This is a genomic window from Ralstonia pickettii (assembly GCF_030582395.1).
Classification (GTDB): Bacteria; Pseudomonadota; Gammaproteobacteria; order Burkholderiales; family Burkholderiaceae; genus Ralstonia; species Ralstonia pickettii_D.
The window spans coordinates 3,345,858-3,361,955 of record NZ_CP104381.1; the positions used below are offsets into that span (position 1 = coordinate 3,345,858).

Below are 16,098 nucleotides of genomic sequence, written 5' to 3' on the forward strand. Positions count from 1 at the left end.
ATGTGAATTCGTGACCGGCAATAAGCCGGCGGCGTCGCTCGCCCATTAGAAAACCATCCGGAGACACCCATGGCCACCGAATCGCAGAGTTCCGCGCTCACCTTCGACTACGTCATTGTCGGCGCGGGGTCGGCCGGTTGCGCGCTTGCCAGCCGGCTGACCGAAGACCCGGACGTGACTGTCGCGCTGCTCGAAGCCGGCCCGCACGACCATCATCTTTCAGTCTGGGTGCCGGCCGGTTGCGCGGCGTCGCTGCCGTTCAAGAACAAGCGCAACTATGGATTCCAGACCGTGCCGCAAGCGGGGCTGGGCGGCCGCCAGGGCTATCAGCCGCGCGGGCGGGGGCTGGGCGGCAGCTCGTCGCTCAACGCGATGATCTACATCCGTGGCACGCCCAGCGACTACAACCACTGGGCCGCGCTCGGCTGCACCGGCTGGAGTTGGAGCGATGTGCTGCCCTACTTCAAGCGCTCCGAAGGCAACGAGCGGTTTGCCGGCCGCGATGACGACGCGCTGCACGGCGGTACCGGCCCGCTGCACGTGAGCGACCTGCGCACCGGCAACCCGATCGCCCAGCGCTTTGTCGAGGCCGGCGTGGCGGCAGGCTACCGCCTCAACAACGATTTCAACGGCCCCGACCAGGAAGGCGTCGGTCCGTACCAGGTGACGCAATACAACGGCGAGCGCTGGAACGCCGCACGTGCCTACCTGCACGGCGGCGACAAGGCTGATGCCACGTTCAGCCGCAACCGCCGCCAGCTCACCGTGATGCCCGACACGCAGGCGCTGCGCATCGTCTTTGAAGGCAAGCGCGCGGCAGGCGTGGTGGTGGAGCGTGCGGGCCGCACAGAAACGTTGCGCGCGCGCCGCGAGGTGATCGTCTCATCGGGCGCGTTTGGGTCGCCGCAGTTGCTGATGGCCTCGGGCGTGGGCCCGGCGGAGCATCTGCGCTCGCTGGGCATTCCGGTCGTACACGACCTGCCCGGCGTCGGGCAGAACCTGCAGGACCACCTCGACATCATCCTGCACAAGAAGGTCTTCAACCTGGATTTGATCGGCTATTCCGCGCGCGGCAGCGCCCGCATGCTGAGCGAGATCCTGCGCTACCGGCGCGAGCGTCGCGGCATGCTGGCAACCAACTTTGCTGAAGCCGGCGGCTTCATCAAGAGCCGGCCCGATCTGGCCGATCCCGATCTGCAACTGCACTTCGTTGTCGCCATGGCCGACAACCACAACCGCACGTTCAACTACGGCCACGGCTATTCGTGCCACGTCTGCGTGCTGCGCCCGAAGAGCCGCGGCGAAGTGCGCCTGGCCTCCGCCGACACGCGCGACGCACCGCTGATCGATCCAAAGTTCCTTTCTGACCCCGACGACATGGCCGGCATGCTCGCCGGCTTCCGCGCCGTGAAGAGCATCTTCGCGCAGCGCCCGCTGGCCGACCTGGGCGGCCGTGAGTTGTATTCGGCAAACATCCGCGGCGATGGCTCCGACGACGAAGCCGTTCGCGCCCTTATCCGCCAGCACGCCGACACGATCTACCACCCCGTCGGCACCTGCAAGATGGGCAGCGCAGACGATGGCATGGCCGTCGTCGACCCCGAACTGCGCGTGCGCGGCGTCACGGGCCTGCGCGTGATCGACGGCTCGGTCATGCCAACGCTCATCGGCGGCAACACCAACGCCCCAATCATCATGATTGCCGAGCGCGCATCCGACCTGATCCGCCAGGGCGGGCGCCCGACCCTGAATGTGGTGGGCAGCACCCCGGCGCAAGCAGCACCGGCCGAGGTGCACTGAAAACAGCGAGGGCGACGAGCGGCCGCGCCGCCCTCCGCATACCAACGGTGTGGCCGTTGGAGCCCTAGATGGCGCCTTGAATTTCTGTGAGCGGGCGGAAAAAGGAAGGAGGCCTGTCTGAGCGCAGCGAGTTTGCCTCCTTCCCCGCACGGTCACAGAAATTCAAGGGGAAGTCGCCATCTTGGGCGCGCCTTTCTTTGCTTACTTTCTTTGGCAAGACAAAGAAAGTGAGTCAGCCCCGGCAGGGGATGAAACAAGGGATGCACCACAAGCGCCCACCCCCGCCAGGGGAAAACAGCTGCCCGCCTCAGTTCCCAGCACTATCCGTAGGCGTATTAAACGAATCCCGCAGCAAATAACTCATCGGCACATCCAGATTCACCCCATTCGGCGGAATCGGCTGCTGAAACCACTTCTTGTAGAGCTTCGGCACCTCGCCGTCGACAATCAGCCGCGTCATCGACTGGTCGATCAGCTTCTTGAACTCCGGATCCTGCTTGCTCAGCATGATCGCGTACGACGACACGAGCTGCGTCTTGCCCGCCAGGCGGTAATCGGCCGGGTTCTTGGCCATGGCGCGCATGCCCGAGAGCAGGATGTCGTCACCCGCGAAGGCCTGGGCGCGACCGTCGGTCAGCATGGCGAAGGCGCTGCGCAGGTCATTTGCGTCCACCACCTGCATCGTCATGCCCGTCTCGTTGAGCTTGCGTGCGAGGTCGGCATTGGTCGATCCGCGCGCGGCTACCACCGTCTTGCCGTTCAGGTCTTCCCATTGCTGGATCGGCGAGTTCGCTTTCACCAGCATGCGCCCCTTGGTGATGTAGTGCGGAATCGTGAAGGCCACCTTCTGCCGGCGCTCCGGCGAGTTGTTGGTCGAGCCGCACTCAAGATCGGCCTTGCCCGTGGCGATGATGTCCAGACGGTTGGCAGCCGTGACGGGCACGTACTGCACCTTCAGGTCGGGGCGCTTGAGCGACGTGCGCAGCGAGTCGATCAGACGCGAGCAGATGTCGATGGCGTAGCCGACCGGCTTGGTGCCATCGAGATACGAAAACGGAATGGAGTCTTCCCGATACCCCACATGCACCGTGCCGGAGTCGCGGATGCGATCGAGCGTCGGGGAGGCAGCAGCAACGTCGGGTGAGAAGAATGCGGCGGAAACAGCAGCGGGAACGGCAAGCGCGGCCAGCAGCCACGTGCGCGCGGGAAACGACATCGTCAAAGGTCCTGGGAGAGGGTTAGGGCTCTAGTGGCACGACTGGCTGCGCTGTTGCCCTGTCGGCGCAGCTCTGGCGTGCGCGCCGTCACTCCCCCGGGAATGCCAAAACGTGAAGCAATGTCACGCGCCGCCATGGGCGCGCATTATGCGCTGATTACGGGTATACCCTCAAGCACCTTTCCGGTGCATGGTGGGCGGGGCGTTGCGTCAATCCGCCACCTTGTCGGTCGGGAACTTGAACGAGTCGCGCAGCAGAAAGCTCATCGGGATCTCCAGCTTTACGCCATTGGGCGGAATGGGCTGCTGGAACCACTTCTTGTAAAGCTTTTCCGCCTCGCCATCGAGGATCATGCGTGACATCGCTAAGTCGATGACCTTTTTGAACTCGGGGTCGTCCTTGCTGAGCATGATCGCGTACGGCGCTACAGCCAGGTTGCTGCCGACGACCGCGTAGTCCGCCGGGTTCGGCGACGTGGCCCGGAAGCCATAGAGCAGCACGTCGTCCATCGCAAACGCATCGGCCTTGCCGGCCACCACCAGGCCGAACGCTTCGGTGTGGTCGCGGGCTTCCACCACGTTGACCTTGAGCACGCGCGCATCGGCCATCGCGCGGATCTGCCCACCGTTCGTGCTGCCGCGCGTGGACACCACCGTCTTGTTGTTGAGGTCTTCCCAGCGATGAATGCCGGAGCTGGTTTTCACCAGCATGCGGCTGCTGGCAATGTAATGCGGGATAGTGAACGCTACCTTCTCGCGCCGCTCACGCGTGTTGTTGGTTGAGCCGCATTCCAGATCCGCCTTGCCCTCGGTGATGGCGGCAATGCGCGTGGCGGGCGTCACCGGCACGTACTGGATGTTCAGGTCGGCCCGCTTGACCGCCACCTTGAGCGCCTCAACCAGCCGTGAGCAGAGGTCGATCGAATACCCCACCGGCTTACCGCCATCGACATAGGAGAACGGCACGGAGTTTTCGCGATACGCCAGCCGGACGGCGCCGGTATCGCGGATGCGGTCAAGTACGGGGCTGGTGGTGGGTAGGGCCAACGCCTGGAAAGCGCACAACGCCAGGCCGGCCGCGAGCAAGGCGCGGGTCGGGTGCGGCACGGGATGTCTCCTGTCTGGTTATTTTTCTGGTGCCGGCGCGCTCGCGCGGCTCCCCAACCCTAGGCGATGTGATCTTTCATCCCGCTTTCACGCCGGCCTGCCGGCGTTTCCCTTCACAGCGTATTCATACAGGCCACGCGCGCTGCAGCACGGCGCCCAGCTCCTGCGCGTGCCCGTCGAGCGTGCCGAACACGCGGCCATGCTGGTGGTGGAAGCGGCTGGCGACAAAGCGTTCGGCATCGTCCGGGTGGGCGTGGGCCAGCATCAGCGCGGCCTGTGCCGTGAGCGCCAGCCCTTGCGCGATGCGGCGGGCGGAGGTTTCCTGGATGTCGCCGGGCTGATGCAGCATTGCCTGCAGCGCGGCCAGTTCGGCACGCACGGCACGGTGACCCTGCGCGCGCTCGCCAATGTCGTGCACGAGGCGCAGTGCGTCGTCCGGCGTGCGGGCGATGGCACGCAGCACGTCCAGGCACATCACGTTGCCCGAGCCTTCCCAGATGGAATTGACCGGGGCTTCGCGGTACAGGCGCGCCATCGGGCCTTCTTCGACATAGCCGTTGCCGCCCCAGACTTCCATCGCCTCGCCGGTCGCTTCGATGGCGCGCTTGCAGACCCAGAACTTGGCGGCGGGCGTGACGATGCGTTTCCACGCCGCGGCTAGCGGATCGACGTCTGCGCGCTCGAACGCGCTGCCAAGCTCCATCATCAGCAAGGTCGCGGCTTGCGATTCGAGCGCCAGATCGGCCAGCACGTTGCGCATCAGCGGTTGGTCGGCCAGCAGGCGGCCGAATGCCATGCGATGGCGCGCGTGGTGCAGCGCCTGCATCAGCGCGTGGCGCAGGATGGCCGCGCTGCCGATCACGCAATCGAGCCGCGTGTGCGTCGCCATCTCGATGATGGTCGGAATGCCTCGACCCTCCTCGCCGATGAGGATGCCCTCGGCGCCGCGAAACTCCACTTCGCTGCTGGCGTTGGAGCGGTTGCCGAGCTTGTCTTTCAGGCGCTGGATCTGGATCGGGTTCTTGCTGCCATCGTCACGAAAGCGCGGCACGAAGAAGCACGACAGCGGGCCGTCTTCCGCACCCATGCGCGCGACCACCAGGTGCGCATCGCACATCGGCGCAGAGAAGAACCACTTGTGGCCGGTGATGGCGTAAGTCGCGCCACGGCCCTCGCCGCGCAAGGGCGTTGCCACCGTGGTGTTGCTGCGCACATCGGAGCCGCCCTGCTTTTCAGTCATGCCCATGCCGACGAGGATGGCGGTCTTCTGGCGCCACGGCAGATCGCGTGCGTCGTGCTCCCGGGCGTAGAGACGCGGGCCCAAATCGGCAAACAGCGCGGTCTCTTTCTGCAGGACGGGGATGCTGGCGAACGTCATCGTCGCCGGGCACAGCGTGCCGGATTCGATCTGCGCCTGCATGAAGTAACCGGCGGTGCGCGCCGCCCATGCACCCGCGCGCGGCTCGGCAAACGGCAGGGCCTGCAGCCCCTGGCTGCGCATCAGGCCGAGCAGCGCGTGCCAGGCGGGGTCGAAGCGGATGGCGTCGATGCGCTCTCCCGTGCGGCTGTGGGTGTGGAGTTCGGGGTGATAGGTGTTGGCCTCCGCAGCCCACTGCAGCGTCTCGGGCGCGCCGAGCTGGTCACCGAACGCTTGCAGCGCGCTGGCGTTCCAGCCGCCGCCCAGGCGTTCGAGCGCGCCTTGCAGCGTGGTGTCGGACGTGAAGGGGTTGAAGCCGGTCAGGTCCGGGACCTGGTTGAAGACGCGGTGGGTGGCCTCTGTGGGCATTTGGGGTCTCCTGGCGTGGCGCTTTTGGGTGTGTGGGCCATGGTAGACCACCGGCGGTGGGGGTGGGTGGAGGGGGATTTCTATACGAGATGTATTGAGGCGTTGGGTTTTTGACTTGGTGGGTTATCTGTGTTTCGTACCCTGCCGGGGCTGAAACAAGGGATGCACCACAAGCAAAAAAAACCACATCAAGAAGCGACCGGCTTCTCCCCCGTCAACAAGTAATGCATCAACTCCCGCACCGGCCGAATCGCCTCCCCAAACGGCAATTTCCCCGCCCCGCGGAAGAACAGCCCACGTTCCACATCCCCCCGCAGCGCCTGCGCCAGCTTCAGGTCAATGCAGAACTGCCCGACCTTGCCGATGCCATCCCGCAGTCCGCACGTCTGCAGGCAATCGAACCCCTGCAGGCAATCCCGCACCTTGGCTTTCGCCTGCAGCGCGCTTTCGCGTGACAGATAACGCGACAGCCAAGGCGTCATCACGGCCCGCGCGGGCAGCCCCGCCACGCTGACAAACTCGCCGATATCGCCTTGCTCCGCACCCGTCAGCACCCGCTTGAAGCGCACGTGCGCATCGCCCTCTTCCGTCACCGCAAACGCCGTACCGAGCTGCACGGCAGCGGCGCCCTTGTCGAGCCAGTGCTTCACTTTGGCGTGCGAATCGATGCCGCCCGCCAGGATGATTGGAATCTGTTCCGCAGCCAGCCCCAGCTTGACGAATAACTCACGGCATTCGTCCAGCACGCGGGCAAACGAAAAGCGCTCGTCGCGTAGATCTTCGATGCGGGCTGCGCCCAGGTGGCCGCCCGCGTGCGACGGGTGTTCGATCACCACCGCGTCGGGCAGTCGCGCCTTTTTCATCCACCGTTTGAGCACGACGCCCACGCCGCGCGAGTCGGAAAGGATCGGGATCAGCGCAACCTTCGGGTGCTCGGCGGTCATTTCCGGCAGATCGAGCGGCAGCCCCGCGCCCATGACGATCGCATCGGCGCCGCTCTCGCACGCCTGCCGCACCAGCGCCGGGTGGGATTCCACCGCCTTCATCACGTTCACGGCGATCATGCCGTTGCCTTGGCTGGCTTCACGCGCGGCGCGGATCTCGCGGTCCAGCGCGACGAGGTTGGCGGCGTTGATGGCGTCCTTGTCGCGGGATTTCTCGGTGGCGGCGACGAGGTCTGCGTGGTGATGCCGCAAGTCGATGCTGGCGATGGTGCCCACGCCGCCTTCGCGCGCCACGGCGCCGGCCAGCCGGTGCGCCGAAATACCCACGCCCATGCCGCCCTGCACGATCGGTACGAGGCTGCGCCCCGCCAGTGTGAACCGACGCTCCAGCATGACAACTCCCAGCGGCCGTGCCGCAATGCAATAGAAAAGGGATTGAGCGTCGCATAGGTGAAACGCGGCGGGGTTGCGCAAGATCAAGGCGAGCCCTGCTGGTGCGTGCCGCCGCACATTGCGCGGCGGTTTGGACTGAAATGACGCGCCAAGCGCCCTCTCTCGGCTTTTCGTGCTGGCAACGCCGGCGGCCCTGTGCTTAAATTCAGCCTCGTTGGATGAAACAGGGGTGCCGTACGGATGGGCCGTGCGGCTGAGAGAGTCCCTTCGCACCCGATCCGGTTCGTACCGGCGTGGGAAGTTTCAGAACACCGCGTAGTCTCTGGCAGCTACCCCCTCGGTTCTTCGGGTCACGCCACCTCTCCCGGTTTCGTCCACTGCCTGCACCACCAGGCCACAGAATCAAGGACGAGACCATGCCCCAAGCCAAAAACGCCCCCGCCGCATCGTTCGACTCGCTGCAGTCCGAGCTCGACCAGAAGTTCGCCTATCCGGCCTCCAGCAAGACCTACATCGTCGGCAGCCGCCCGGACATCCGCGTGCCGATGCGCACCATCAAGCAGACCGCCACGCGCACCGACAAGGGCGAGATGCTGAACCCGCCGGTGCCGGTGTACGACACCTCGGGCCCGTACTCCGACCCGGACGTACACATCGACCTGAAGGCTGGCCTCGCCCCGCTGCGCGCCAAATGGATCGACGAACGTGGTGACACGGAAATCCTGCCGGGCCTGTCGTCCGAATACGGCCAGACGCGCGCCAACGACCCGGCCACGGCGCACCTGCGCTTCTCGCACATCTCCAAGCCGCGCCGCGCCAAGGCCGGCGCCAACGTGAGCCAGATGCACTACGCGCGCCGCGGCATCATCACGCCGGAAATGGAGTACGTCGCGCTGCGCGAATCGCTGAACCTGCAGGCACTGCAAGACAAGCCCGAGTACCGCCAGCTGCTCAAGCAGCATCCGGGCTTCTCGTACGGTGCGAACCTGCCGCAGCGCCCGGAAGACATCACGCCGGAATTCGTGCGTGCCGAAGTGGCCGCCGGCCGCGCGATCATCCCCGCCAACATCAACCACACCGAGCTGGAGCCGATGGCCATCGGCCGCAACTTCCGCGTGAAGATCAACGGCAACCTCGGCAACTCGGCGGTCACCTCGTCGCTGGCTGAGGAAGTGGAAAAGATGGTGTGGGCGATTCGCTGGGGCGCCGACACGATCATGGACCTGTCCACCGGCAAGCACATTCACGAAACGCGCGAATGGATCCTGCGCAACTCGCCGGTGCCCATCGGCACGGTGCCCATCTACCAGGCGCTGGACAAGACGGGCGGCGTGGCTGAAGACCTGACGTGGGAGATGTTCCGCGACACGCTCATCGAGCAAGCCGAACAAGGCGTGGACTACTTCACCATCCACGCGGGCGTGCTGCTGCGCTACGTGCCGCTCACGGCCGACCGCATCACGGGCATCGTCTCGCGCGGTGGTTCGATCATGGCCAAGTGGTGCCTGGCGCATCACAAGGAAAACTTCCTGTACACGCACTTCGACGAGATCTGCGAAATCATGAAGGCGTACGACGTGTCGTTCAGCCTGGGCGATGGCTTGCGCCCGGGTTGCATTGCCGACTCGAACGACGCCGCGCAATTCGGCGAGCTGCACACGCTGGGCGAACTGACCAAGAAGGCGTGGGAGCACGATGTGCAGGTCATGATCGAAGGCCCGGGCCACGTGCCGCTGCAGCGCGTGCAGGCCAACATGGACGAAGAGCTGAAGCACTGCTTCGAAGCCCCGTTCTACACGCTTGGGCCCCTGGTGACCGACATCGCCCCGGGCTACGACCACATCACCAGCGGCATCGGCGCGGCCAACATCGGCTGGTACGGCACCGCCATGCTCTGCTACGTCACGCCCAAGGAGCACCTGGGCCTGCCCGACAAGGAAGACGTGCGCGAAGGCATCATCACCTACAAGATCGCCGCGCATGCGGCCGACCTTGCCAAGGGCTGGCCGGGCGCGCAGCTGCGTGACAACGCACTGTCGAAGGCGCGCTTCGAATTCCGCTGGGAAGACCAGTTCAACCTCGGCCTCGACCCGGAGAAGGCGCGCGCCTTCCACGATGAAACGCTGCCGGCCGAAGGCGCCAAGATCGCGCACTTCTGTTCGATGTGCGGTCCGAAGTTCTGCTCGATGAAGATCACGCAGGAAGTGCGCGACTACGCGGCCACGCTCGATTCCAACGCCACTGCCGCCGCAGTTAACCCAACTGCGGGCATGGAAGAAAAGTCGATCGAGTTCCGCAAGAGCGGCAGCAAGATCTACAGCTAAGCCAAGCGGTGCAATGCCAACCTCGACTTCATTTGACGTAACGATCCTCGGCGGTGGCCTCGCTGGCCGCCTCTGCGCGTGGCAACTCGCGCAGACGGGCGTGCCGCCCGCGCGCATTGCGGTGGTGGAGCGCGGCCCGCGCGACGGCAGCGCTGCCGCTGCATATGTGGCTGCCGCCATGCTCGCGCCGTTGGCCGAAGCGGCCGTGGCGGATCGTTTCGTCGTCGACTTGGGGTTGGCAAGCCTGGCGCTGTGGCGCAATTGGCTGCCGAAGCTGCGCACGCCGGTCTTCTTCCAGGAGGCTGGCACGCTCGTGGTGTGGCATGCCGCAGACCGTGGAGAGGCATCGCTGTTTGCCAGCCACGTGCGCAATGCCGCGCCGCCCGAGCGTGTGGCCGCCGATCTGCGCGCCGTGGATGCAGCGGGCATTGCGCAGTTGGAGCCGCTGCTCGCGCAACGCTTCACGCAGGGGCTGTATCTGGCGGGCGAAGGTCAGCTTGACCCGCGCGGCGTGCTGGATGCACTGGCGACCGAGCTGGAAGCACTGGGCGTGCAGTTGCGCTGGAACACGGAAGTTGCCGACCCGAGCCCCGGCGCATTGGCCGCTGCGGGGCTGGGCGCGCGCCTCGTGCTCGATTGCCGTGGCCTCGGTGCCAAGCCGCAGTGGCCGCGCTTGCGCGGCCTGCGGGGCGAGGTGGCGCGCATCCATGCGCCCGATGTGTCGCTCACGCGGCCGGTGCGAATGCTGCATCCGCGCTACCCGCTGTACATCGCGCCCAAGCCGGGCAATGTCTACGTGATTGGCGCGACTGAGCTGGAATCCGACGACATGTCGCCGGCAAGCGTGCGCTCTACGTTGGAATTGCTTTCTGCGGCCTACGCCGTGCACCCCGCGTTTGGCGAGGCCCGCGTGCTCGAGCTGAACACGCAGTGCCGGCCGACGCTGCCGGACCACCGCCCCGCGCTGCGCTGGGATGGCGCGCGCACGCTATCGGTCAACGGCCTGTACCGGCACGGCTACATGATTGCCCCTGCCGTGACGCAAGCTGCCGTGGCCGCTGCACGCGCGCTGCTGGACGGCCGCACCATCGATGCGGATCACAGCGAATGGCCCGGGCTGTTCGCTGATGCCGCATCCCCCGAACCTGTTTTGCCATGACGCTGAACGTCACCCTCAACGACCTGTCGCTCGCGCTGCCTGCGGGCAGCACGCTGGCCGACGCCATTGGTGCTGCCACGCCGCAGCTGCAGATCGCGCCGCCATTTGCCGCATCCGTGAATGGCGATTTCGTGCCCAAGGCGCGCCATGCGCAGCACGCGCTCAAGACAGGCGACCGCATTGCACTCGTGCAGCCCGTCGTGGGCGGCTAGGAGTCTTCGATGACCACTACGAACCTGTCCGCCGTGGCTGACCCGCTGCGCCTCTACGACGAAACCTTCGCCTCGCGCCTGCTGCTCGGCACGGCACGTTACCCGTCGCCGCAATCGCTGGAAGACGCCGTGCGTGTTTCCAACCCGGCCATGCTGACGGTGGCGCTGCGCCGCCAGAGCGCGGGCTCGCCCGAGGGCGGCGCCGGCTTCTGGAAGATGCTGCGCGAACTCGGCGTGCCGGTGCTGCCGAACACCGCTGGCTGCTATTCCGCCGACGAGGCTTACACGCTCGCGCAGATGTCGCGTGAAGTATTCGAGACGGACTGGATCAAGCTCGAAGTCATCGGCGACGACTACACGCTGCAGCCCGACACGCTCGCGCTGCCGGCCGCCGCCGAACGCCTCATCCGGGACGGCTTCAAGGTGCTGCCGTATTGCACCGAAGACCTCGTGCTGTGCCGCCGCCTGCTCGACGTCGGCTGCCAGGCGCTGATGCCGTGGGCCGCACCCATCGGCACGGGCCGCGGACCCACCAACCCGTACGGCCTGCGCCTGCTGCGCGAGCGCCTGCCCAACGTACCGCTGATCGTCGATGCGGGCCTGGGTGTGCCGTCGCACGCGACGCAGGTGATGGAATGGGGCTGCGACGCCGTGCTGCTCAACACCGCCGTCGCCCAAGCCGGCGATCCGGTGGCGATGGCGCAGGCGTTTGCGATGGCCACGCAGGCCGGCCGCCTTGCGCGGCTGTCGGGCCCGATGCCTGAGCGTGATGTCGCGCAGGCCAGCACGCCCGTCGTCGGCCTGCCGTTCTGGCATGCGGAAGAGAGAAGCGCATGAGCCTGTCTGCCCTGCGTTTCTCCGCCGCGTGGCCCGAAGCCGCAGCCCTTGCTGCGCAGATCGTCGATCGCCATACCGAAGCCTTCGGTCGCGCGCCGCACGCCTGGAGCGTGACCGACCGCGCCGACGAAGCCACGAGCGCCGCCACGGTCCTGCTGACGACCGATACGGCGCAAGCCGAACGCGCTCGCTCTGCTGGCGCCGCTGTTGTGTTAACTGCAGTGGAAGGCGACCAGCGCATCGACACCGTGTACGACCGCCTCGGTATGTACCGCTTCACGTCTGCGGCGCAAGGCGATGCATTCGATGCGCGCTTCGTCGCCATCTTCGGTGCGGCACTCGCGCTGGCATTCGAACCGCGCGATGCGCTGTGCGTGGCGCGCGCGTGGATTGCCGAAGGCAATGCCGATGCCCTCGCTTGGCCCACGCAATTCGATGCCTTGCCTCGCGTGCTCGAACCGGCGTTGCCGTGCCCGACCGCAGCCGACCTTGCCTTTGCGCCGTGCCCGACGCAGCTCGGTATCTACGCCGTCGTGCCGGATGCGGACTGGGTGGCGCGCCTCGTCGCGCTCAAGGTGCCGACGGTGCAGTTGCGCTTCAAGTCGGACGACGCGCAGGCCGTGGTGGACCAAGTGCGCCGCGCAGAAGCCGCCGCACGCGGCAGCGCCACGCGCCTGTTCATCAATGACCACTGGCAAGTCGCGCTCGACGTGCATGCGCAGGTGCCCGGCAGCGGCATCTACGGCATTCACCTCGGCCAGGAAGACATCGACGATGCCGACCTCGTGGCGATCCGCTCGGCCGGTTTGCGCCTTGGCATCAGCACGCACGGCTTTGCCGAAATGCTGCGCGTCGCACCGTTGAACCCGAGCTACCTCGCACTGGGCGCGGTGTTCGCCACGCCCACCAAGACCATGCCGACCGTGCCGCAGGGCCTCGGCCGCCTGTTCGCGTACGCGGCGGCCATGCGCACGCGCGTGCCGGCGCCGCCGCTGGTCGCCATCGGCGGCATCGACCTGGCAGCGATGCCGCGCGTGCTGGAATCGGGCGTGGGCTCCGTGGCGGTGGTGCGCGCCATCACCCAGGCGGCCGATGTGCCGGCTGCGGTGGACGCACTGCAAGCGACGTTCGCGGCGCACGTGCGCGCGTAAGCATCGTCCGCCGCACGTCTGTGCGCTTGCGCCGCGCACCCGCGTTTTCGCTGACCTATCCTGTTCGTGCGCCGCTGCGGTTGCCGCCGCAGCGGCTTTCCAACACACGCTGCAGGAGACAAGACATGGCGGTCCAGCCCATTCCCGAGGGTTACCACAGCGTCACCCCGTACCTGAGCATCAAAGGCGCCGCGCGCGCCATCGACTTCTACAAGCAGGCCTTCGGCGCCACCGAGATCATGCGCATGAACGGCCCCAACGGCACCATCGCGCACGCAGAAATCCGCATCGGGAATTCGCCCATCATGCTGGCCGATGAATTCCCCAACATGGCTTGCGCCAGCCCCGACACGCTGCAGAGCACCTCGGTCGGCATGATGATCTACGTACCCAACGTCGACACCGTGTTTGCCAATGCGCTGAAGGCCGGCGGCACGGAAGTCCGCCCCGTGGTGGACCAGTTCTACGGCGACCGTTCCGGCACGCTCAAAGACCCGTTCGGCCACGTGTGGACCGTGTCCACGCATGTCGAAGACGTGGCGCCCGACGAGATGGCAAAACGCATGGAGAAGTGGACGAAGGAGCAGGCGGCGGCATCGGCCTGACATCGGCGATGCAAAGAAAAAAGCGCGGACGAGAGCCGCGCTTTTTTTTCTCGTGCGGGCCTCGGAGGCGATGACGTCAAAGAGTGTTGAGTCTCGTCGATTTCGTGCGCGACGCTCCGACACTGGTGGATCTGTGTGCATTCGCATCTTCCACCCTGAGGTCCTGCACGATGACTATCCTTGAACAGGCTCTGCCCGAAACTACCGTCACCGCCCGCCGTCGCTCGTTCTACGGCATCAAGGTGACGGACATCACCCTGCCCGGCGGCCTATGCCGCAAGGTCGTCTATCCCGCACCACTGCCCGGCGTCATCATCTTCGTGCATGGCGTCAACTCCACCGGCGAATGGTTCGATGCCGCAGAGGAAGGCCTTTGCAAGGGGCTCAATGCCCGCCTGCAACGCAATGACGGACAAATGGCCTACCCCAAGGAGAGCGGCAAGCTGCGTCCCATGCGCTATACAGCCGAGGTGACGGAAGACGGCTATATACGCCGCGACCTCAAAGCCAACACCTTCATTGAACCGGGCAGCGGCACCAGCCCCGTCATCCGTTTCCGCTGGGGCTACAAAGCCAGCAGCGAAGACGTCGTCCAGGAAGATGGCACCGTCCGCAACGAGCTTGCCAGTGTGGGCGGCAATATTCTGCTCGACGAGAAAAACGCCTGGGGCGGCGGTCCGTTCGTCAATGGCGCCTCCGCTCTGCCAGATCTGTTCGGCAAGGGCACTGACAGCGAAGTCTTGGGCGGTCTGTTTGAACTTCAGCACCTGCAAACCAGCGACCGGCAAATCTACAGCGCGCCCACGCGCCACTACCAGGCCTTTGCCGCGTGGCGGTTAGCCAAGCTGGTCGCTCGCATCCGCGAGCTGCACCGCGACATCTTCGAACGCGATTGCCCCGTCACCGTCGTCTGCCATAGCCAGGGCAACATGGTGGGCTTGGCGTCTGCCTACTTCGGAGCTAACCATCCCGAGTTCCAATCATTGGGCGTAGCCGACACCTACGTCCTCGCCAACCCGCCTTACAGCCTGCGCGGTAGTCGCCTGGATAACTTCAGCCAATTTGATGGCGCAGGCCGCGTCACCTACGACGCGCGCGTTGCCGGCCTCAAGGGCTTCTTCGACATCGTGCGCCACTTCCAGGCCCGGGCCCAACACTACAGCCACCACGCCGTGGATCAGCTCGGATTTAACGCGTGCCCCCAGAATGGCGACACCCCGCGCACTGCCGCACAGGACAGCGCTGACCACCAGACCCGGGGGCGCGTCTTCCTCTATTGCTGCCCGCACGACCGCGTCATCTCTGTCTCACCGGTGCAGGGCATGGGCTGGCTTGGCTTGAACGACAAGGATGTGCAAGCCACCGGGGCTCAGGGCATTCTGTTCCAACGCGTGTGGGCGCAAACCAAGCCGGGCACCCCGTACAAGGTGGGCGCAGAACCCGGCTACCGTTACCGTTATTGGCATGACACCATCGGCGCCACACCGGCCGATGTGGGCAGCGGTTGGGATGACACCACCGGCACCTTCAAACCGCGGAACACCAACCCCACCTTCTGGACGCCGTCCCCTGACACCGCGAGTGTTTCCTTCGCCAGGATCTGGGGTGATTCGCGCAAGAGCATTTGGGGCAAGCTTGTCGCCAGCGCAGCCGGCGTTCCGATCCAAGCCATCATGTGGGCTGGCCAAGCCCTCAAGGGCGCCACCCACGTCAATGCCGACCCAGCGGATGACTGGACCGTGCTGGTCAATGCCCCCAAGGTGCCCAGCGGCGGCATCGTGCCCCAGGCCGTTTACCTGCCGCACGGCAGGCCCCGACCCGGCGAGACCTCACATCCGGATGGCGTGCGCACCATCGGCCCCTTCAACGCGCACAAGGAATCCGCCAGCGATGCGCTGAACCGCAAGCGGAGCATCCCTGAAGGCCAGTTCGACCCCTACGCCGAGCAACGCAAGACCGGCCACGGCAATGCCGCCAGCGAAGCCGCCATGCGCTACGACCAGAACGCGGGGGTGCGCCAGCGCGCGCGGCGCGAACTCTACAACGACGACGGCACCGCCAGGAAGGGCGCGCCCTTTGCGGAAGACGACGTCAAGAAGATGAACGCCGCACAACACCACACCTTGCGCGGCACCACGTTTGGCGCTTTCGAACAGCAAGAGCGCACCGCCCTGATGAAGGACGGTGAAGACGCGCAAGCCACCAACCACTCCACCATCCTCACCAACGCCATGCATGCGGAGCATGTGCTCGCCTATGACGTGGACGTGGGCATGTGCCACTTCGATGAGTTGTTGATGAACCAGTTGCGGCGGATGGCAGATTGGCGGTGGTGCAAGCCGATGGACGATGACGAGTACCCACCGGGGCGCGATCTCAAGAACGACAGCGAGTTCACGTACTACGGCACGAAGGCGGCGCTCTACGACAACGGCCCGTTGGAGCAACACAAAAACCTAGCGGCTACCAAGGGCGCTGTCAGGGCTATCGCCATTGACGACGCGCGCAATCCGGGGCGCTTAGATGCGTACCACATGCCGCCAGACGGACCACGCTACGCCTGA

At 65.8% G+C, this 16,098-nt stretch carries 12 protein-coding genes and 1 riboswitch; of the genes, 8 read left to right on the plus strand and 4 right to left on the minus strand.

All coding sequences use genetic code 11. The features are described 5' to 3' along the window. The first annotated feature begins 69 nt into the window (after window positions 1-69). Entirely contained in the window at window positions 70-1,800 is a 1,731-nt protein-coding gene (locus tag N5B55_RS16150) for a GMC family oxidoreductase (protein WP_304538676.1), read from the plus strand. Window positions 1,801-2,107: 307 nt separating this feature from the next. Here N5B55_RS16150 and N5B55_RS16155 read toward each other — a convergent pair whose 3' ends face one another. The 4 genes from N5B55_RS16155 to N5B55_RS16170 all read right to left on the minus strand — a co-directional run bounded on the left by N5B55_RS16155 (window position 2,108) and on the right by N5B55_RS16170 (window position 7,246). After that, window positions 2,108-3,016 (minus strand): amino acid ABC transporter substrate-binding protein, encoded by a 909-nt coding sequence (locus N5B55_RS16155; RefSeq protein ID WP_065860042.1) that lies wholly within the window; start codon window positions 3,014-3,016, stop codon window positions 2,108-2,110. A gap of 210 nt (window positions 3,017-3,226) precedes the next feature. Next, entirely contained in the window at window positions 3,227-4,123 is an 897-nt protein-coding gene (locus tag N5B55_RS16160) for an amino acid ABC transporter substrate-binding protein (protein ID WP_369812412.1), read from the minus strand. Between the two features lie 124 nt (window positions 4,124-4,247). After that, window positions 4,248-5,909, minus strand: a complete 1,662-nt coding sequence (locus N5B55_RS16165) for an acyl-CoA dehydrogenase family protein (RefSeq protein WP_304538677.1) — start codon at window positions 5,907-5,909, stop codon at window positions 4,248-4,250. 188 nt (window positions 5,910-6,097) lie between these two features. Next, the gene (locus N5B55_RS16170) at window positions 6,098-7,246 is read right to left on the minus strand and encodes an NAD(P)H-dependent flavin oxidoreductase (RefSeq protein ID WP_304538678.1); all 1,149 of its coding nucleotides are present in this window, start codon (window positions 7,244-7,246) and stop codon (window positions 6,098-6,100) included. Between the two features lie 215 nt (window positions 7,247-7,461). Further along, a riboswitch (TPP riboswitch) is annotated at window positions 7,462-7,563 on the plus strand. A 99-nt stretch (window positions 7,564-7,662) separates the two neighbouring features. Here N5B55_RS16170 and thiC point away from each other — a divergent pair. From thiC to N5B55_RS16205, 7 genes are all read left to right on the plus strand, one after another. Next, complete coding sequence (gene thiC / locus N5B55_RS16175) at window positions 7,663-9,570, plus strand: phosphomethylpyrimidine synthase ThiC (RefSeq protein ID WP_065860046.1); 1,908 nt, start codon at window positions 7,663-7,665, stop codon at window positions 9,568-9,570. A 13-nt stretch (window positions 9,571-9,583) separates the two neighbouring features. Then, a complete protein-coding gene (locus N5B55_RS16180) occupies window positions 9,584-10,729 on the plus strand; it encodes an FAD-dependent oxidoreductase (protein WP_304538679.1) in 1,146 nt (381 codons plus the stop codon). Further along, on the plus strand, window positions 10,726-10,941 hold the full coding sequence (gene thiS, locus N5B55_RS16185; RefSeq protein WP_027678722.1) for a sulfur carrier protein ThiS: 216 nt from the start codon (window positions 10,726-10,728) through the stop codon (window positions 10,939-10,941). Before N5B55_RS16180 ends, thiS begins: the two co-directional genes overlap by 4 nt. 9 nt (window positions 10,942-10,950) lie before the next feature. Then, window positions 10,951-11,778, plus strand: coding sequence for a thiazole synthase (locus tag N5B55_RS16190; protein WP_304538680.1), 828 nt, complete (start codon window positions 10,951-10,953; stop codon window positions 11,776-11,778). After that, complete coding sequence (locus N5B55_RS16195; RefSeq protein ID WP_304538681.1) at window positions 11,775-12,929, plus strand: thiamine phosphate synthase; 1,155 nt, start codon at window positions 11,775-11,777, stop codon at window positions 12,927-12,929. The genes N5B55_RS16190 and N5B55_RS16195 overlap by 4 nt, the downstream gene beginning before the upstream one ends. A 125-nt stretch (window positions 12,930-13,054) precedes the next feature. After that, a complete protein-coding gene (locus N5B55_RS16200) occupies window positions 13,055-13,534 on the plus strand; it encodes a VOC family protein (protein ID WP_027678719.1) in 480 nt (159 codons plus the stop codon). A gap of 170 nt (window positions 13,535-13,704) precedes the next feature. Then, on the plus strand, window positions 13,705-16,098 hold the full coding sequence (locus N5B55_RS16205) for a T6SS effector phospholipase Tle3 domain-containing protein (protein ID WP_304538682.1): 2,394 nt from the start codon (window positions 13,705-13,707) through the stop codon (window positions 16,096-16,098).